We start from the raw sequence: 17,858 nt of genomic DNA, 5'->3' as shown, positions 1-17,858 counted from the left end.
GTGAACAAAGCGAAGGGCAGCGCCCACTTTGCTCAGGGTTTCGCCGCCGTCACCAGTATCCGGCTGTCCAGTGACAGGATCGCGCCGTCGTTGCCCTGCGCATGGGCCTGCAAGGCCTCGGCATAGCCGACCGCCGATTCCGAGGTCGGTCGCAGCCCGTCGAACAGCGGCGCGCTGGAATGCAGCACCACCACCTTGCTCTTGCCCAGCGTGCTGTCGTCCACCTTGAAGGCCAGCCCGCCGCTCTCGGCCGCCTCGGCCAGGCTGAACGCCACCCGCACCGCGACCGGCCCATCGGCCCCGTCGCGCAGCGCCGCCACCGCGTTGTCCGGCCGGTTGATATTGGGCAGAAGGTGAAACACGTTGCCCGACACGTCCAGGATCGACACCGTCAGGAACCCGTCGGTCACATCCTCCGGCAGGGTCACGTCGATCACCGGGTTTTCGCCGACGAAAAACCGCCCCGAGGGGTTGGGCGCACCGGTTTCGCCCACGTGAAAACCCACGCCGATGCCGTTTGCGGGCGCGCGCGGCAGGTGGCTCTCGATCAGGCAGAGCGTGGGGTTCAGCACCTCGACGTCCAGCACCAGCTTGCGATCGCCCGCCCGTGCCCGCAGCGCGTCGAACAGGGTCACCCGCGTCGCGGTCCCGGCCACCCGCCCGGTCACCGTCACCGGCGTTTCGGGGCCATAGCCGGTGGCGGGCGGATCGGCCAGCGTCAGCGCGCCGCAATCGGCCTGCGCGGCCAGGATCGGGCGCAGCGCCTCGGCCGGCAGGAACATCTCGCGGAACGCGATCTCCACCGTTCCCTCCAGCGCGCCGGGCAGCTGGCCGTCGAATTGTTCCGCCAGCCGCTCCTGCACGGCGCGGTCGGTGGTGGTCCCGCTCAGCTTGCCACGGTTGCCCTTGACCGACAGCCGCCACTCCTCCAGCGCGTCCAGTGGTTGCAGCGTCGCCAGCACGTCCGCGCCCCAACTCTCGGCGATGGCGCCACTGGCCAGCGTCAATTCCGCCGCGCCGCTGGCGATCTCGCTCAGCGCATCGCGCACCTCCTCCGAGGGGGCGTTGCCCACCATCTCGACCGTGCCACCGGTCTTTTGTGCCACCAGCACATATGGCTCGGCCACCGGATAGGCGGGGCCAAGCAGCCCGTCGAACAGCCCGGCGACATAGCCGCCCGCGCCGCCCCCGACCAGGATCAGCGCCAGCACCGCCGCGATCAGCCCGCCGCGCGATTTCCCCGGTTCAGGCGCCGGTGCGGCCTTGCTTTCCGGCACCCCCTGCGGGCGTGGCGCCTGCACCGCCGGCGCGATCACCGTGGCCTCGTCATCCGCCGTGTCGCCCGCTGCAGCCCCTCCGGGTTCCGGCGCGTCGAGAAACGCCAGCACCTCCGCCGCGCTCTGCATCCGCCGCTCCGGGTCCGGGTCGCACATCCGGTCGATCAGCGTCTTCAGCGGCTCCGGCACGCCCTCGGTGTCCAGCCGCTCGCCCTTGCGCTGCAACACCTCCATCGGCGATTTGCCCAGCTTAGGCGCCGCGCCCCGGAAATTCGCCAGGAGCAGCGCCCCAAGCGAATAGACGTCCGAACGCGCATCGGTCTTTCCGCTCAGCTGCTCCGGCGCGGCATAGGCATATTTGCCCGCGAACTCGTTGCCGACGATGGTCTGCGCGCCCGGGTTGGTATCCTTGGCGATGCCGAAATCAATGATCACCGCCTCGGCCGGATCGCCGCCGCGCAGAATGATGTTGTCCGGGCTCAGGTCGCGGTGCACGATGCCGCGCGCATGCGCCGCCTGCAGGCCGCTCGCCACCCGGCGGCACACGGTCAACAGGTCCCCGGCTGCCATCGGCCCCTGTTTCAGCTTGCGATCAAGGCCCGGCCCCTCGACGTAGTCCATCAACAGATAGACATGCCCGTCCTCGGTCCGGTGGTTCTCGGAATAGCGCACCACCGCGTCATGGCGGATCTCGCGGATCTCCTCCTCGCGGGTCAGCAGGGTCAGGTAATCCTCGTTGCCCGAGAACTCCGACTTCAACATCTTCAGCGCCACCAGCCGCCCGGAAATCTCGCTGCGCGCCTTGTACACGTCCGAGGTGCCGCCACGCCCAAGGATCGCCTCGATCCGATAGGTGTTGTTGACCAGATCGCCGGGCTGAAAGGTGTCTCCGGGGCGCGACTCGGTCATCGCGTCACCCCTGGGGCCGCCCCGGCATGCCTAGCCCAGGGCCTGGAATTCGACACGGCGGTTCACGTCGGCGCGCGGATCGGCGTTGTCATAGGGGGCCTTCTCGCCCATGCCGATCGCCTTCAGCCGGGTCTCCGCGATGCCGCATTCGCCGACCAGGTGGCGCTTGACCTCCTGCGCGCGCAGCAGCGACAGCCGCTCGTTATAGGCTGCCCCGCCCGCGCTGTCGGTATGGCCGATGATCTGGAACACCGCCACGTCGACCGACTGCATCACCTGGCACAGCGTGGCCAGCTTGGGTTTCTGGTCCTCGCGCAGCGCGGCGCTGTCGAAATCGAAGGAGATCTGGATGTTGACCTGGTCGGCCTTGTCCACCGCCGCGTAATCGGCCGGGGCCTCCATCGCCGGGGCCACCGAGGTGCCGCTGTCGCTGCCGGCCTGCTGGCCCGACGGCACGATCACCAGCCCGCGGGTCTTCTGTTTCTTGAACGCCTCGGCGATCTCCTCGGCGGTCATGTCGGATTGCGCGCTGGCCGGCGCGGGACCCAGGGCCAGGGCGGCGGAAATGGCAATAAAGCAAAGCGTGGCGAGTCGGACCATGTCCTGTCCCCCCTGTGAAAAAATGAATGAAGACGCCCTGAATCCTATACCACGCCCCCGGTTCCGGCAAAGCTTTTTCAGTTCCGGCGCGGGTCCGGCGCAGGCCCGGCGCCGAGCGGCCGAAACCCGGCAGGGGGCGCATTGCCCCTTTACTCGAATCCCCGGAACGGGCTCAAATGGGCAGGAGTGGAGGAGGGTCCATGCTGCGTTTCGTACCAGCCCTGATAATCGCCATCGCCCTGCTGCTGGTTCCTGTGATCTGGGTCGGGCTGGATCACCTCTTGGCCGAGGACGACAATGGCGGGGGCGGCGGCATCGATTCCGGCGCGCGGATCGAGATCGAGATGCTGCGCCAGCAGGTCGAAAGCCTGACCGCCCGCCTCGACGGGATGGAGGGCACGCTGAACCGCGTCGAATCCGGCCAGGGCATGGCGCTGCAACCGGACCCCGAGGACCAGACCTTTCGCCAGTCCGGCCCCAACGACATCCTCGACGCCTATGCGCAGGTCGTCTTCATCGCCAACCGGCGCAACGTCAATCGCGGGCTCACGGTGATGTCCTCGCGCTACCTGGTCAGCAAGCTGGGTCGCCCGCGCGAGGATCTCACCGACAAGTGCCAGTCGATCACCAACAAGCGGCTAGCCGATCTGCTGGTGCTGGAAAAGGTCGGCCCGATCCGGGTCAAGATGCTGAAACCGGCCGCCGAGTCCCTGCGCACCGTGTTCGAGAAGATCAAACGCGCCGATCCCGACCTCTACTCCAAGATCAACACCTCCGGGTCGCTCTGTACCCGGCTGGTGCGCGGCTCCGCGACCTCGGTCTCGAACCACAGCTACGGCATGGCGCTGGACCTCAACATCGACGGTCACCTCGACAACCTCGCAGACGGCAAGACCCAGCTCGGCCTTACCATCCTGGCCGATTTCTTCCGCGCCGAGGGCTGGATCTGGGGCGCCGGCTTCGGGCGCGAGGACAGCATGCACTTCGAGATCAGCAAGGAAAAGTTCGACGAGTGGTTCGACTCCGGCCTGATCTGAGCCGCCCTAAAGGGACCGCAGCAGCACCTTGTTCGATCCCACCGCCGCGGCGATGCGCTGGAACTGCGCGCCCCGCACCGACGGATCCTCTGCCGAACGCAGCAACCGCGTCTCCGCCTCGCTGATCACCGCCAGCGCCTGCGCCACCGCCGCCTGTTGCCGGGCTGGCTCCACCGGCACCAGCCGCCGGTTTGTGGTGGTCACCGCGCCGCCCTTGTCCCGAGTGCGGAACCGGGTCGGGCGCTGCGCCGCAGCGCGGTTGGTGCGTGCCACCTCGTTCAGCCCGCGCGCGGTCTCGTCCAGCACCGCGCGCACCTGCGCATAGCCGCGCTGGCCCGCCATGCCCCGGCTGACATCGTCGATCCGCTCGGCGAGACAGTCGATCACGTATTCGCCCTTGCCGTCCCGTTGCAGCCAGCCGCAATAGCGCGTCGCCTGCTGCAGCGCCGCCACGATCTGCGAGGTCGCCGCCGCGCTGGTCTTCGGCGTGGCCTTGCGGCCCGCTGGTGCGGCGCCATAGCCATAGGGCACGAAGGTGGGCGAGGATCCCACCGCATCGCCGCCCGCCAGATGCAGCGGGGACTTGTCCCCGAACGGGTCCGTGACCCCGCCGGTCAGGGCAAGCGCTGCGGCGGCGGTCAGGGCGGGCAGGGACAGGCTCATGGGGTCAACTCCGGAACAGGTTGGGTCGGAAAAAACTGAAGGTGATCGAGAAACGCCGGCTTCCCAACCGGTCGGTGGCATCGTTGATCTCGGCGCTCACCGTCATGCCCGGCGCGCCGTCGAATCGCCAGGCCGCGCCCAGGTCCATGGTCTCGCCGGTCCAGGCCGCCGAGACCCCGAGATTGCGGGTCAGCCCGATCCCGGCCCCGGCAAAGACGCCCGGATCGGTGCTGCCGTTGCGCAGGTGGCTGCCATAGCCGACCGTGACCATCAGCGGAAACAGGTCGTTGCCCGCCGACAGGTCGGTGAACCAGGTGCCCATGATCCGCCCCCGCTGTGGCACCGTGCTGGCATCACCCCACCGCGCCAGCCCCTCGACCTGCGCCGCCAGGTAAAGCGGCGAGTCGCCCGGCACGACCAGCCGGGCGAGCTTGGCCTCGAAATACCCCGAATCGCCGAAATTGCTCGACAGCGAGGTGATGTTGGCGGTGACTTGCAGCCCCACCGCCCGCTCCGCATCGCCCAGCCCCGCGCCCAGCGACATCGACCCGTCCCAATCGTTGCCGGTGCCGCCCCGCTTCGAAGTCAGCCCGAGCGAGGCAAACCCCAGCCCGTGCGGCGCCACCGTGGCCGAGGGGATCGACAGCAGCGTCAGGTTCTTGGCCGCCTGCGGCGCCGGCGGCAGCGATCCGATGCCCACCGCCTCCTGCGCCCGTGCTCCCGGCACCGCCAGCCCGGCGGCAACCGCCAGCCCCGCCAGCAGGGCGCGCGCCCGGCTCATTCCTCGATCCCGTAGGCGCGGCGGATGCCGCGCTGCGTGCCGGGGCCGAAATCGCCGTCGATGGCACCGGTATAAAAGGCATGTTGTTTCAGCTTGGCCTGAAGGGCCCGCCGGGTCGCATCCTTGAACATGGTGGGTCTCTCACTCAAAAGTTGCAGTACATCTGAACTGCCCGACCGCAGCGCCTCGTAAAGGTAATGCGCCGCATCCTCCGGTCCCTTCTGCGGGATCAGCCCGTCGTCGATCAGCGCGGCGAAATTGAACTGCGCCTGCGGATGGCGCAGGTCGGCGGCGCGCTCGAAGAACCGCAGCGCCTTTTTCGGATCGGCCGGCAGTCCCAGCCCACCCTGGTAATGCAGGAACCCAAGGTCGTTGATCGCGTCGGCGTAATCCTGCGCCGCCGCCTCGCGGTACAGCGCCAGCGCGCGCGGCTCGTCGCGTTCCACGCCGGTGCCGCGCTCATAGAGCTTGGCCAGTTCGAACTGCGCCTCGGGCGATCCCGCCTCGGCCGCGCGGGTCAGGAAATCCACCGCCGCCGCCGGGTCGAACCGCCCCTCGTTCGGGTTCAGCCGGATATAGGCCAGCCCCAGCATCGAGCGGGTGTCGCCCAGCTCGGCCAGTGCCAGGAGCTGTTCCTCCTGGTCTGGCTTGATCGCCGCCCAGGCGTCGATCGCGCTGGGCGCCGCCGAGGGGTCCTGTCCCGCGCCTGGCCCGGCAAGATAGAACGGCACCCCGGTGAGCGAGCCATAGGTATGCGGCTCCTGCAGGTTGCCGGTCTCGCTCAGGACCATGTCGCGCACCTGCCGGAACATCAGGCTGATCTCCAGCCCCGGCTGCACCATCTTGCTCATCAGCGCGCGGGCAAAGGGGCTGTTGTCGCCGCGCCCGTCCAGCGCCACCTGGCCGTCACGCGCCGCAAAGGCCACCAGCGTGCCGCGATCCGGGTCCGCCGGGGCCAGCCCGCCACCGCCGCGCGTGGTCTCGCTGGTCGTGGTGGTCGCGACCGCCTGCGTGCTCTGGCTCAGGTCGATGGCATCGCCCAGCGGGTTGTCGCGGCAACTGTCGAGGATCACGATGCGCATCTTGCGCGCCCGCTCCACCGCCGCCAGCATCTGCTTCAACGACACCGACTGCCGCTGCACGTCGAGGTTGCTGGACACCTGCGCATCGACCGGGATCATGAAATTCTCGCCCTGCACCTCGACCCCGTGCCCGGCGAAATAGATCAGCGCCAGGTCGGCGGTTTCCGAGCGAAAGGCGAAATCCTGCAACAGCTGCCGCATCTCCTCGCCGGTGGTGTCCAGCGACAGGGTCACGTCAAAGCCGATGTCCTCCAGCGTGCGGGCCATGTCGCTGGCATCGTTGCGGGTGTTGTCCAGCGCCGGAACCGTCTGATAGGCCCCCAGCCCGAGGATCAGCGCCACCCGGTCCCCCGCCGCCCAGGCCGCCGGGGCCAGCAGGCACATCGCCCAGATCACGACAACGCGCAGCGCTCGCATGGCAATTCCAGTCCTGAAAAACCTGATTCAAATCCTCTTTCAACCTTACCCTACGTCAGTGAAAAAGAAAGAAGGGAATCCCGCGACCGACCTCCCCTTGCCAGCCCCGGCGCCAAACCGGATAGTCGGCCCGCCCGCAGACCGGAGCCTGCCCATGCCGCGCCTTGCCGCCAATATCTCGCTGCTCTTCACCGAACTGCCGTTCATGGCGCGTTTCGCCGCCGCCGCCCGCGCCGGGTTCGACGGGGTCGAGATCCTCTTTCCCTATGATCACGCCGCCCGGGACATCCGCGCCGCGCTGGACGCCCACGGGCTGGCGCTGGCCCTGATCAACGCGCCGCCGCCGGGCCCCGATGCCGCCTTTCCCGCCCTGCCGGGGGGAGAGGTCGCCTTTCGCGCCACCATGGAACATGTGTTGCAACGCGCCGCGATCCTGCGGCCCGGCGCGATTCACGTGATGGCGGGATACACCGACGATCCGCGCGCCGAAGACACCCTGATCGCCAACCTGCAATGGCTCACCGACCGGGCGCCGGATCAACCCTTCACCATCGAGCCGCTGAACCCCGCCGATCAGCCCGGCTACGTGATGAACGATTACGATCTGGCTGCGCGGGTGCTGGCTCGGGTCGCGCGTCCCAACCTCGGCCTGCAATACGACAGTTACCACGCCCATCGGATTCACGGCGATGCGATCACCACCTGGCGCCGCCATGCGCCGCTGGTGCGCCATGTCCAGCTTGGCGCGCCGCCGGACCGCAGCGAACCGCGGTTGGACGTCGGCCCTGTCGATTTCCCCGCTCTGTTCGCACAGATCGAGGCCAGCGGCTACGACGGCTGGATCAGCGCGGAATACACCCCCGGCACCGCGAGGACCGAGGACAGCCTAGGGTGGATGCAGAGTTACGGCGTCTCCGGCCCGGCCCGGCAATAACCGGCGAACCCGTCGAGAAACCCCAGCACCTCGTCCCGATACGGCCCCGCGCCAACGGCCTCGATGATCGCCTCTGGCGTCATCTTCATCAGCGGCAACCGCAGGAAGATATCCGGCGCGAACCGTTCGGTGACGGTCGACAGCACCAGCCGCAAGGCCGCCAGCATGTCGTCGCCCCGGTGCGAGGCATGCATCAGGGCCACCGGCTTGCCGATGATATGCTCGCCCGAAACCAGCCAGTCGATCGCGTTCTTCAGCCCGCCGGGGATCGCGTGCACATATTCCGGGCTGGACAGGATCAGCCCGTCGGCCCGCGTGATCGCCTCCATGAACGCCTGAACCGGGGCGGGCGGTGGCCCCTCCTCAAGGTCCGGCGAAAACACCGGCAGGCCGCCGACCCGGTCAAAGACCGTGATCTCGATCCCCGGCGGCGCGACCTCGGCCACCGCCCGCAGCATCGCGGTATTGGTCGAAGCGCGGCGCGCGCTGCCCGATATCGCCAGCAGTCTCAGGGCGGAGCCACCTGTCCGCCCGCCCATCAATGCGCCTCGGCCCAGTTCGCGCCCTTGCCCGCATCCACCGTCAGCTTCACGTCCAGATGCACCACCGGATCGGCGGCCCCCTCCATCACCTCGCGGGCGCGCGCGGCCACCGTGTCGGCGGCATCCTCGTCGACCTCGAAGATCAGTTCGTCATGCACCTGCAACAGCATCTTGGCCGGCAGATCCTCGATCGCCTTTGGCATCCGGATCATCGCCCGCCGGATCACGTCCGCCGCTGTGCCCTGGATCGGCGCGTTGATCGCCGCGCGATAGGCAAAGCTGGCGCGCGGCCCCTTGGCGTTGATCTCGGGCGTGTGGATCTTGCGCCCGAACAGGGTGCGCACGAACCCGTGTTCCTTGGCGAACGCCTTGGTCTCGTCCATGTAGGTCCGGATGCCGGGGAACCGCTCGAAATAGCGGTCGATGAACCCCTGCGCCTCACCACGCGGAATCCGCAGGTTGCGCGCCAGCCCGAAACCGGAAATCCCGTAGATCACCCCGAAATTGATCGCCTTGGCCTGCCGCCGGATCTCCGGCGTCATCTCCTCCAGCGGCACGTTGAACATCTCGGATGCGGTCGCCGCGTGAATGTCCTGCCCCTCGGCAAAGGCCGCCTTCATCCCCGGCAGATCGGCGATATGCGCCAGGATCCGCAGTTCGATCTGGCTATAGTCGAGGCTGAGCAGAACCTTGCCCTCGTCGGCGACGAAGGCCTCGCGGATGCGCCGCCCCTCTTCGCTGCGCACCGGGATGTTCTGCAGGTTCGGATCGGTCGAGGCCAGCCGCCCGGTCGCCGCTCCGGAAATGATGTAACTGGTATGAACCCGCCCGGTGTCGGGGTTGATGTGATCTTGCAGGGCGTCGGTATAGGTCGATTTCAGCTTGCTCAATTGCCGCCAGTCCAGAACCCGCGCCGGCAGGTCATGCCCCTCGGCGGCCAGGTCCTCCAGCACGTCGGCGCCGGTGGCATAGGCCCCGGTCTTGCCGCGCTTGCCGCCCTCCAGCGACATCTTGTCGAACAGGATCTCGCCCAGCTGCTTGGGGCTGCCGACGTTGAAGGTTTCGCCCGCCAACTCGTGGATCTCGGCCTCCAGCCCGGCCATCTTCTGGGCAAAGGCGTTCGACATCCGGCTCAGAACGTCGCGGTCCACCTTGATGCCGGTCATCTCCATCTCGGCCAGAACCGGCACCAGCGGGCGCTCCATCGTCTCGTAAACCGTGGTCACCTGTTCGCGGTGCAACTGCGGCTTGAACGTCTCCCACAGGCGCCAGGTGATATCGGCATCTTCGGCGGCGTAAGCGGTGGCATCCTCGATCGGCACCCGGTCGAATGTGATCGCCGATTTGCCCGACCCCAGCAGAGGCTTGATCGGGATCGGCTGATGCCCGAGGTAGCGGTCGCTCAGCGTGTCCATCCCGTGCCCGTGCAGCCCCGCGTGCATCGCGTAAGACAACAACATGGTGTCGTCGATCGGCGCCACGTTGACGCCGTAGCGGGCAAAGATCTTGGCGTCATATTTCATGTTCTGCCCGATCTTGAGGATCGCGGGATCCTCCAGCACCGGCCGCAACAGGTCCAACGCCTGCTCCAGCCTGATCTGCCCCTCGGCCAGGTCGTCCGAGCCGAACAGGTCGTCGCCGCGCCCCGCCGCCTTGTGGGTCAGCGGGATGTAACAGGCCTTGCCCGCCCCCGTGCTCAGCGAGATGCCGACCAGGTCGACCACCATCTCGTCCAGCCCGGTGGTCTCGGTATCCACCGCCACCACGCCCCGGTCGCGGATCGCGGCGATCCAGGCCACCAGCGCCGCCGGATCACGCACGCATTCATAGGCGGCGGTATCGAAGGGCACCGCTTCCGGCGCCGCGTCGCCCTCGTCCCCCGGCATCGCGGCGGGTTTCTCCACGATCACCGGCGGCTCGACGCCCAGCTTGTCGGCGATGCGCTTGGTCAGGGTACGAAACTCCATCTCGGCCAGGAACGGCAACAGCACCTCCGGGTCCGGGTCGCGCACCTCCAGGTCGTCCAGCGTGAAGTCCAGCGGCGTGTTCTCATCCAGCTGCACCAGCTTCTTGCTCAGCTCGATCTGCTCGCGCTTCTCGATCAGGGTCTGGCGCCGCTTGGGCTGCTTGATCTCCTCGGCGCGGTCCAGCAGCGTCTCCAGGTCGCCGTATTCGTTGATCAACAGCGCCGCGGTCTTGATCCCGATCCCCGGCGCGCCGGGCACGTTGTCGACACTGTCGCCCGCCAGCGCCTGCACATCCACCACCCGCTCCGGGTAGACACCGAATTTCTCCCGCACCCCGTCGCGGTCGATGCGCCGGTTCTTCATCGCGTCCAGCATCTCGACACCGCCGCCGACCAGCTGCATCAGGTCCTTGTCGGAACTGATGATGGTCACCCGTCCGCCGGCCGCGCGCGCCTGCACCGCCAGCGTCGCGATGATGTCGTCGGCCTCGTAATTCTCCATCTCCTTGCAGGCGATGTTGAAGGCCTCGGTCGCCTTGCGCGTCAGCGGCATCTGCGGCCGCAGCGCCTCGGGCATCTCCTCGCGGTTGGCCTTGTACAGGTCGTACATGTCGTTGCGAAAGGTGTGGCTGCCCTTGTCGAAGATCACCGCCACATGGGTCGGCGCATCCGGCCCGCTGGCATCCTCGACGTATTTCTGCAGCATGTTGCAAAAGCCAGAGACAGCGCCGATCGGCAGCCCGTCGGATTTCCGCGTCAACGGCGGCAGCGCGTGGAACGCGCGAAAGATGAAGGCCGATCCGTCGATCAGGTGCAGATGGCAGCCCTTGCCGAATGTCATGACGCTCGTCCCCCTTGCCGGTGATGCCCGCCCGTAATGCCATGGGTGCCGCACGGGGGCCAGTGGCAATGGCGGTCACGGCACGCCCTGTCTTCCCCGCGAAGGCAGGGGCCGCCCCACCCACGTCACTACCCCGGCGTCATCGCCTCGAGGATGCGGCAGTTCGAAATGGTGCCGCCACCACTGCACCGCGCCGAGATGCGCCGCAACTCGTCGGCCAGCGCCTGCAGATCGGCGATCTTGCGCTCGACCTCCGCCAGGTGAACCGCGGTGATCTCGTCCACCTCGGCGCAGGGCTGCCCGGTTTCCGACGACAGCAGCAGAAGCTCGCGGATCTGCTCAAGGGAAAACCCCAGGTCGCGACAGCGCCGGATGAACCGCAACCGCTGCAACGCCGCGCCGTCATAGCTGCGATAGTTGCCGGCGCTGCGGGCGGGCGCGGGCAGCAGGCCGATCTTCTCGTAATACCGGATGGTGACGACCTTGGTGCCGGTCGCCCGGGCCAGGTCGCCGATCTTCAGATCCTCGGATTTCATCGCTTGACCCTATAGTGACTATAGACCCTAGGTAGGGCAAAACGACCCAGAAGACGAGGCCGCCCATGCCCTGCTGTTCCAGCGATACCTGCTCCTCCAACGCCGCCGCGACCGGGCGCTACCGCGCCGTGCTCTGGATCGTGCTGGGCATCAACGCCACCATGTTCCTGGTCGAGATCGTCGCCGGCCTCGCCGCCGGCTCGGCGGCCCTCCAGGCCGATGCGCTCGATTTCTTCGCCGACGCGGCGAATTACGGAATCAGCCTCTTCGTCCTGGGGATGAGCCTGCGGTGGCGGGCCGGCGCCGCGCTGGTCAAGGGCGCCTCGATGGGGCTGTTCGGGATCTGGGTCATCGGCAGCGTCATCTGGCACGCGCTGCACGGCACGGTGCCGGGCTGGCACACCATGGGGATCGTCGGCATGGTGGCACTGGCGGCCAACGCTGCCTGCCTCGCGCTGCTCTACGCCTGGCGCGACGGCGATGCGAACATGCGCTCGGTCTGGATCTGCTCGCGCAACGACGTGGTCGCCAACCTCGCGGTTCTGGCCGCCGCGCTGGGCGTCTTCGGCACCGGCACCGGCTGGCCCGACATCATCGTCGCGGCGGTGATGGCCGGGCTGGCGATCCAGGGGGCGGCCACCATCCTGCGCCAGGCGATGGAGGAACTCCGCCAGGACCGCGACGACAACGCGGTGCCGATCCTGCGCTGAGGGGCTCTCCCCGAGATCAGCGCGCCGCCCCCGTCACCGACAGCAGCCAGTCCGCGACCCGGTCCGCCTCGCGGCTCCGCTTTCCCTTCAACGCCAGCAGGTAAAAACTCTTCTGGTCGATCAACCGCGCCGCGCTGACCTGGACCAGGTGGCCGGCGGCGATGTCGCGCTCGGCCAGGAACCGGCCGACCAGCGCAACCCCCTGTCCCGAGATCGCTGCATCGATCGCCAGCGCGGTCTGGCTCAGCCGCAGCCCCCGCGTTCCCCCATCCCGCACCCCGAGCCGGGCCAGGAACGCGGGCCAGCCATCATGGGCATCGTGCAGCTTGGGCATCCGCGCCAGCACCTCGGGCGCCAGCGGCAGGGACCGCCCCTCCACCAGCGACGGCGCCGCCACCGCGACAAGCTCATGCGCGAACAGCAGCCGCGCCTCGACGGCGGCACCGAACGGCGGCGCGCCCTGCCGGATGGCCAGGTCGACCCCGTCACCGTGAAAGCTCGACACCCGCTCGGTCGCCAGGATGCGCAGGTCGATGTCGGGATGGCACTCCGAAAAGGCGGGCAGGTTCGGGATCAGCCACTTGGCGGCAAAGGTCGGGGTGACACTGATCAGCACCTGTCCCGGCTCCGGCCGCAGGCTGCGGGTGGCGTCGCGCAACTCGGCAAAGGCGGCGGCCACCCGCCCATGAAAGCTGCGCCCGGCGGCGGTAAACGCCACCCCCTTCGGCAACCGCTCGAACAGCGGCACCGCCATGTGGTCTTCCAGCAGGCGCACCTGCTGGGCCACTGCCCCCTGCGTCACGCCCAACTCCTCCGCCGCGATGCGGAAATTCAGGTGGCGACCGGCGGCGTCAAAGGCGCGCAGCGCGTTGAGGGGCGGAAGCGAACTCATAAGGCAATAGTATTTCTACAGTTACAGGAAATCAATTCTGGCGCGAAAGGCCGCTATTTTTCTGATATGTAATGCCACAAACACAGATTGGAGATCAGGATGACTGTAGAAAAAGTTGCACTCGTGACGGCAGGCGGCAGCGGCATGGGCGCCGATGCGGCGCGCCGGCTGGCCGCCGACGGCTTCAAGGTCGGCGTGCTCTCCTCCTCCGGCAAGGGCGAGGCGCTGGGCGCCGAGCTTGGCGGCTTCGGCGTGACCGGTTCGAACCTTTCGCCCGACGATCTCGCCGCCCTCGTCGAGGGCGCACAACAGCGCTGGGGGCGGGTCGATGTCCTAGTCAACTCGGCCGGGCACGGCCCCAAGGGCCCGGTGCTGGAAATCCCGGACGAGGATTGGCACCAGGGCATGGAGGTCTACCTGATGAACGTGATCCGCCCGACCCGGCTGGTGACGCCGATCATGCAGGCCCAGGGCGGCGGCGCGATCATCAACATCTCGACCTTCGCGGCCTTCGAACCCGACCCGCTGTTTCCCACCTCCGGCGTGTTCCGGGCCGGCCTGGCGGCCTTTGCCAAGCTCTTCGCCGACAAGTATGCCGCCGACAACATCCGCATGAACAACGTGCTGCCGGGCTTCATCGACAGCCTGCCCGAGACCGAGGACCGCAAGGCGCGGATTCCGCTTGGCCGCTATGGCCACGCGGGCGAGGTCTCCTCGCTGATCTCCTGGCTGGCCTCGGACGAGGGCGGCTACATGACCGCGCAGAACCTGCGCATCGACGGCGGGCTGACCCGTGCCGTCTGAGACCGCCGCCGCAAGCGCCGTCGTCGCGCCCGCGCCAAGGGCCGCACCCGTCACCAGCCGCGCCGCCTTCGCGCTCAAATGGGGCGCCTCGGTGATCCAGATCATGGGCTACACCGCGACTGCCGCCGGCTGGACGCCCTGGAACATCTACCTGTTCCTGGTCGGCCTGCTGGGCTGGTTCACGGTCGGCGTGCTGTGGAACGACAAGGCGATCATGCTGATCCACATCGTCGCGCTCGGCGCCATGCTGGCCGGGATGAGCAGCGGCTGAGCATCGCCCCGGCTTCTTCTCTTCTACAAATACTCGAAAACCCGCCCGCCCCCACGGGGCGCGCGGCCGGCTGCTCCGGGCGTCCGGCTCAGACCTTGCCTTCGAAATCCTTGTGGATGTACTTGCAATCGCAATAGGGGCATTCGACCCAGCCCAGGTCCTCGGGGATCTGCAGCCAGACGCGCGGATGGCCCAGCGGCCCTTCGCCGCCGTCGCAGGCGATTCGATAGCTGTCGACGATCTTGGTTTCCGGCGCCTCGATGGTCATGGCTGTGCGGCTCCCTCTTGATGCCGTGGCGGGTTTGGATCGGCTGCGTTTATGGGCCAAGCCCGGGGCGGGGGCAAGGGCCGGCGCGCATCGGCCACCCTGCCGGGGTGCGGTTAACGCCGCATTGCGGCACCGCGCGTTGCCGCGCCGGGCGGGGCTGGGTAACGCAAAGCGTACAAAATCGCCCGAAAATCCCCCGAAACGGGCAAATCGGGCGCCTGGCGCGGCGCTCGGATCGTACGAAACCGCGCTCGAATTCCCCGATCCGGGTTGGCACTTGGGGACTCCAAGAAAGAACAAAAGGTGAATATACTCCCGACTCGCCATGTACGCCGAATTGTCGATCACCTCCAATTTCACCTTCCTCACCGGGGCCTCCCACCCCGAGGAGTACATGGCCCGCGCCGCCGAGCTGGGCCTGCCCGCCATCGCCATCGCCGACGAGAACTCGGTCGCCGGCATCGTCCGTGCCCACAGTGCCGCGCGCGACATCGCCCGCCAGGTGGCCGAGCGGCGGGCTTGGGACGCGGCCCATTCCCCCATCGGTCCGCCGCGCCCCGACCACGTCCCGCCGCCGCCGGCCTTCCCGGTCTATCTTGTGCCACGGCTGATCCCGGCGGCGCGGCTGGTCTTTTCCGACGCCCCCCCGGTCACCGCCCTGCCCGAGAGCCGCGCCGGTTGGTCCAACCTCTGCCGGCTGATTTCCAGGGGGCGGCTCCGGGCGGAAAAGGGCGGTTGCGAGCTGTCCCTGTGCGACCTTCTGGACTTCTCCGAGGGGCTGCATCTTTTGCTGCATCCATTTGAAAGACATGGAGAAAGTGACGAGGGTCGGCCGGGGGATGTGACCGGATGGACCCGGTTACTGCCCCGGCTCGGCGCCCCTTTCCGGGGCCGGATGCACCTGCTGCTTTCCCCGCGCTACGACGGCCGCGACGGCCCCCGCTTCGATGCCCTGGCCCGCGCGGCCTCGGCGCTGGACCTGCCGACGCTGGCCAGTGCCACGCCGCTGTTTCACCACGGTCGCCGCCGCCGTCTGGCCGATGTGCTGAGCGCCATTCGCCTGCGCCGCCGGGTCGAGCAACTGGGCCATGCCGCGCTGGCCAACGGCGAACGCCGGCTGCGCTCCGAGGGCGAGATGCGCCGCCTCTTCGCCGGGCACGAGGGGGCCGTTGATCGCGCCCACGCGCTGAGCGAGCGGCTCACCTTCTCGCTCGACGAACTGCGTTACGAGTACCCCAGCGAGGCCGAGGACGGCGAACCCCCGCGCCAGCGCCTCGACCGCCTCGCCCGCGAGGGCCTCGTCTGGCGCTATCCCGCCGGCGCGCCGGAGCGGGTGCGCAAGCTGCTCGAACACGAGCTGACCCTGATCGCCAAGCTGCGGTACGAGCCCTATTTCCTGACCGTGCGCGACATTGTCGCCTTTGCCAGATCCCGCAACATCTTGTGCCAGGGGCGCGGATCTGCGGCAAATTCTGTGGTGTGCTATTGCCTTGGCATCACCTCGGTCTCGCCCGAGATCGGCACCATGGTGTTCGAGCGCTTCGTCTCCGAGGCGCGCGACGAGCCGCCCGACATCGACGTCGATTTCGAGCACGAGCGCCGCGAGGAGGTGATCCAGTGGATCTATCAGCGCTACGGTCGTCACCGCGCGGGCCTGTGTGCCACGGTGATCCATTACCGGGGCAAGCGCGCCATCCGCGAGGTCGGCCGCGCCATGGGGCTCAGCGAGGATACCGTCGCCGCGCTTGCCTCGCAGCTTTGGGGCTGGGGGTCGCCCCGGGGCATGGAGGAGGCCCGGCTGCGCGAGATCGGCCTTGACCCCGCCGACCGCCGGTTGCGCCAGACCCTCGCGTTGGTCCACGAGATCGAGGGGTTCCCCCGCCACCTGTCGCAACATGTGGGTGGTTTCATCATCACCGAGGGGCGGCTCGACGAGCTGGTGCCGATCGAGAACGCCACCATGGAGGGACGCACGGTGATCTGCTGGGACAAGGACGACATTGACGCGCTGGGCATCCTCAAGGTCGACGTGCTGAGCCTTGGCATGCTCACCTGCATTCGCAAGGCGTTCGATCTCATGCGCCAGCATCACGGCGCGGAGTATACGCTGGCCACCCTGCCGCCCGAGGATCCCAGGGTTTACGACATGCTGTGCCGGGCCGATTCCGTGGGCGTGTTCCAGGTCGAGAGCCGGGCGCAGATGAATTTCCTGCCCCGGATGAAACCGCGCAACTTCTACGACCTGGTGATCGAGGTGGCGATCATCCGTCCCGGTCCGATCCAGGGCGACATGGTGCACCCCTATATCCGCCGTCGCAACGGCGAGGAGCAGGTCACATTTCCCTCCGACGCGCTGGGTGAGGTGCTGGGCAAGACGTTGGGCGTGCCCTTGTTCCAGGAACAGGCGATGCAGATCGCCATCGTCGGCGCGGGGTTCACGCCGGAACAGGCCGACCGGCTGCGGCGCTCGCTCGCCACCTTCAAGAAACACGGAAACGTCAGCGAATTCAGGGGCCTGTTCCTGCGCGGGATGGCCGGGAACGGCTATGACCGCGATTTTGCCGAGCGGTGTTTCTCGCAGATCGAGGGCTTCGGCAGCTATGGGTTTCCCGAAAGCCACGCGGCCAGCTTCGCGCTGCTGGTCTATGCCAGCGCCTGGATCAAGTGCCATCATCCGGGGTTGTTCGCCTGCGCGCTGCTGAACGCGCAGCCGATGGGGTTCTATGCCCCGGCCCAGATCGTGCGCGACGCCCGCGCCCACGGGGTCGAGGTGCGCCCGGTCTGCGTCAACGCCAGCTACTGGGACAACGTGATGGAGCCCGACGGGCGCGGCGGCCTGGCGCTGCGGCTGGGGTTCCGCCAGATCAAGGGGGTGGTCGAGGAGGACGCCGCCTGGCTGACCGCGTCGCGCGGCAACGGCTATCACGAGGTGGCCGACCTGTGGCGCCGCGCCGGGCTGGGGCCGGGGGTGCTGGCCCGGCTGGCCGAGGCCGATGCCTTTGCCGGCTGCGGGCTGAGCCGGCGCGCGGCGCTCTGGGCGGCCAAGGCGGTGGCCGCCGACCGGCCGTTGCCGCTGTTTGCCCAGGACCTGGGCGGCGAGGTGATCGAGGAACCGGCGGCGCATCTGCCGCAGATGACGCTGGGCGAGCAGGTGGTCGAGGACTACGTGGCCCTGCGCCTGAGCCTGCGGGCGCATCCGGTCGCCCTGCTGCGTCACCGGTTGACGCCCGGCATGGGATCCGGTGCGCCCGGCGGCAGGCCGCCGGAAACGAGTATTTGAAAAGAGAAGAAGCAGGGCGCGGCATCGAAACCGGTTCACCCTGCCGCG

The 17,858-nt window shown here is 68.2% G+C and carries 16 protein-coding genes; 6 read left to right on the top strand and 10 right to left on the bottom strand.

The annotated features are described in order from the left end of the window. Positions 1-32 precede the first annotated feature (32 nt). Both ABWV23_RS05005 and ABWV23_RS05000 read right to left on the bottom strand, forming a co-directional pair. On the bottom strand, positions 33-2,186 hold the full coding sequence (locus ABWV23_RS05005) for a serine/threonine-protein kinase (RefSeq protein WP_353345573.1): 2,154 nt from the start codon (positions 2,184-2,186) through the stop codon (positions 33-35). 30 nt (positions 2,187-2,216) lie between these two features. Then, positions 2,217-2,786, bottom strand: coding sequence for an OmpA family protein (locus tag ABWV23_RS05000; RefSeq protein ID WP_353345571.1), 570 nt, complete (start codon positions 2,784-2,786; stop codon positions 2,217-2,219). A gap of 200 nt (positions 2,787-2,986) precedes the next feature. On the opposite strand from ABWV23_RS05000, the gene ABWV23_RS04995 reads away from it, so the two are divergent. Continuing rightward, on the top strand, positions 2,987-3,823 hold the full coding sequence (locus ABWV23_RS04995; protein WP_353345569.1) for a M15 family metallopeptidase: 837 nt from the start codon (positions 2,987-2,989) through the stop codon (positions 3,821-3,823). 6 nt (positions 3,824-3,829) lie between these two features. Here ABWV23_RS04995 and ABWV23_RS04990 read toward each other — a convergent pair whose 3' ends face one another. The 3 genes from ABWV23_RS04990 to ABWV23_RS04980 are packed head-to-tail and all read right to left on the bottom strand — an operon-like array spanning position 3,830 to position 6,766. Next, on the bottom strand, positions 3,830-4,486 hold the full coding sequence (locus ABWV23_RS04990) for a hypothetical protein (protein WP_353345567.1): 657 nt from the start codon (positions 4,484-4,486) through the stop codon (positions 3,830-3,832). 4 nt (positions 4,487-4,490) lie between these two features. Next, positions 4,491-5,267: a hypothetical protein gene (locus ABWV23_RS04985; RefSeq protein ID WP_353345565.1), complete on the bottom strand. Its 777-nt coding sequence runs from the start codon at positions 5,265-5,267 to the stop codon at positions 4,491-4,493. Continuing rightward, positions 5,264-6,766 carry a caspase family protein gene (locus ABWV23_RS04980; protein ID WP_353345563.1) on the bottom strand — a complete coding sequence of 501 codons (1,503 nt, stop codon included), beginning with the start codon at positions 6,764-6,766 and terminating at the stop codon, positions 5,264-5,266. Before ABWV23_RS04980 ends, ABWV23_RS04985 begins: the two co-directional genes overlap by 4 nt. A 154-nt stretch (positions 6,767-6,920) precedes the next feature. On the opposite strand from ABWV23_RS04980, the gene ABWV23_RS04975 reads away from it, so the two are divergent. Next, positions 6,921-7,700: a hydroxypyruvate isomerase family protein gene (locus ABWV23_RS04975; RefSeq protein WP_353345561.1), complete on the top strand. Its 780-nt coding sequence runs from the start codon at positions 6,921-6,923 to the stop codon at positions 7,698-7,700. Here ABWV23_RS04975 and ABWV23_RS04970 read toward each other — a convergent pair. The 3 genes from ABWV23_RS04970 to ABWV23_RS04960 form a co-directional block, all read right to left on the bottom strand. Further along, entirely contained in the window at positions 7,670-8,239 is a 570-nt protein-coding gene (locus tag ABWV23_RS04970; protein WP_353345559.1) for an NADPH-dependent FMN reductase, read from the bottom strand. The genes ABWV23_RS04975 and ABWV23_RS04970 overlap by 31 nt on opposite strands. After that, entirely contained in the window at positions 8,239-11,049 is a 2,811-nt protein-coding gene (gene polA, locus ABWV23_RS04965; RefSeq protein WP_353345557.1) for a DNA polymerase I, read from the bottom strand. Before polA ends, ABWV23_RS04970 begins: the two co-directional genes overlap by 1 nt. Positions 11,050-11,177: 128 nt before the next feature. Then, entirely contained in the window at positions 11,178-11,585 is a 408-nt protein-coding gene (locus ABWV23_RS04960; RefSeq protein ID WP_353345555.1) for a MerR family transcriptional regulator, read from the bottom strand. Between the two features lie 65 nt (positions 11,586-11,650). Here ABWV23_RS04960 and ABWV23_RS04955 point away from each other — a divergent pair, with 65 nt between their 5' ends. After that, the gene (locus tag ABWV23_RS04955) at positions 11,651-12,295 is read left to right on the top strand and encodes a cation efflux transmembrane domain-containing protein (protein ID WP_353345553.1); all 645 of its coding nucleotides are present in this window, start codon (positions 11,651-11,653) and stop codon (positions 12,293-12,295) included. A gap of 16 nt (positions 12,296-12,311) precedes the next feature. On the opposite strand, the gene ABWV23_RS04950 is transcribed toward ABWV23_RS04955, so the two are convergent. After that, positions 12,312-13,187: a LysR substrate-binding domain-containing protein gene (locus tag ABWV23_RS04950; RefSeq protein WP_353345551.1), complete on the bottom strand. Its 876-nt coding sequence runs from the start codon at positions 13,185-13,187 to the stop codon at positions 12,312-12,314. A 99-nt stretch (positions 13,188-13,286) separates the two neighbouring features. Between ABWV23_RS04950 and ABWV23_RS04945 the strand changes: the two genes are divergently transcribed. Both ABWV23_RS04945 and ABWV23_RS04940 read left to right on the top strand, forming a co-directional pair. Continuing rightward, on the top strand, positions 13,287-13,991 hold the full coding sequence (locus ABWV23_RS04945; protein WP_353345549.1) for an SDR family oxidoreductase: 705 nt from the start codon (positions 13,287-13,289) through the stop codon (positions 13,989-13,991). Next, positions 13,981-14,262: a DUF6552 family protein gene (locus ABWV23_RS04940; RefSeq protein ID WP_353345547.1), complete on the top strand. Its 282-nt coding sequence runs from the start codon at positions 13,981-13,983 to the stop codon at positions 14,260-14,262. Before ABWV23_RS04945 ends, ABWV23_RS04940 begins: the two co-directional genes overlap by 11 nt. Positions 14,263-14,350: 88 nt before the next feature. On the opposite strand, the gene ABWV23_RS04935 is transcribed toward ABWV23_RS04940, so the two are convergent. Further along, positions 14,351-14,530: a zinc-finger domain-containing protein gene (locus ABWV23_RS04935; protein ID WP_353345545.1), complete on the bottom strand. Its 180-nt coding sequence runs from the start codon at positions 14,528-14,530 to the stop codon at positions 14,351-14,353. Between the two features lie 325 nt (positions 14,531-14,855). On the opposite strand from ABWV23_RS04935, the gene ABWV23_RS04930 reads away from it, so the two are divergent. After that, positions 14,856-17,810 carry an error-prone DNA polymerase gene (locus ABWV23_RS04930; RefSeq protein ID WP_353345543.1) on the top strand — a complete coding sequence of 985 codons (2,955 nt, stop codon included), beginning with the start codon at positions 14,856-14,858 and terminating at the stop codon, positions 17,808-17,810. Positions 17,811-17,858 lie beyond the last annotated feature (48 nt).

The organism is Aquicoccus sp. SU-CL01552 (genome assembly GCF_040365005.1).
In the GTDB taxonomy this organism is placed as follows: domain Bacteria; phylum Pseudomonadota; class Alphaproteobacteria; order Rhodobacterales; family Rhodobacteraceae; genus Antarcticimicrobium.
The sequence above is the reverse complement of the archived record's forward strand: the minus strand, read 5'-3'. Positions and strand labels throughout refer to the sequence as shown.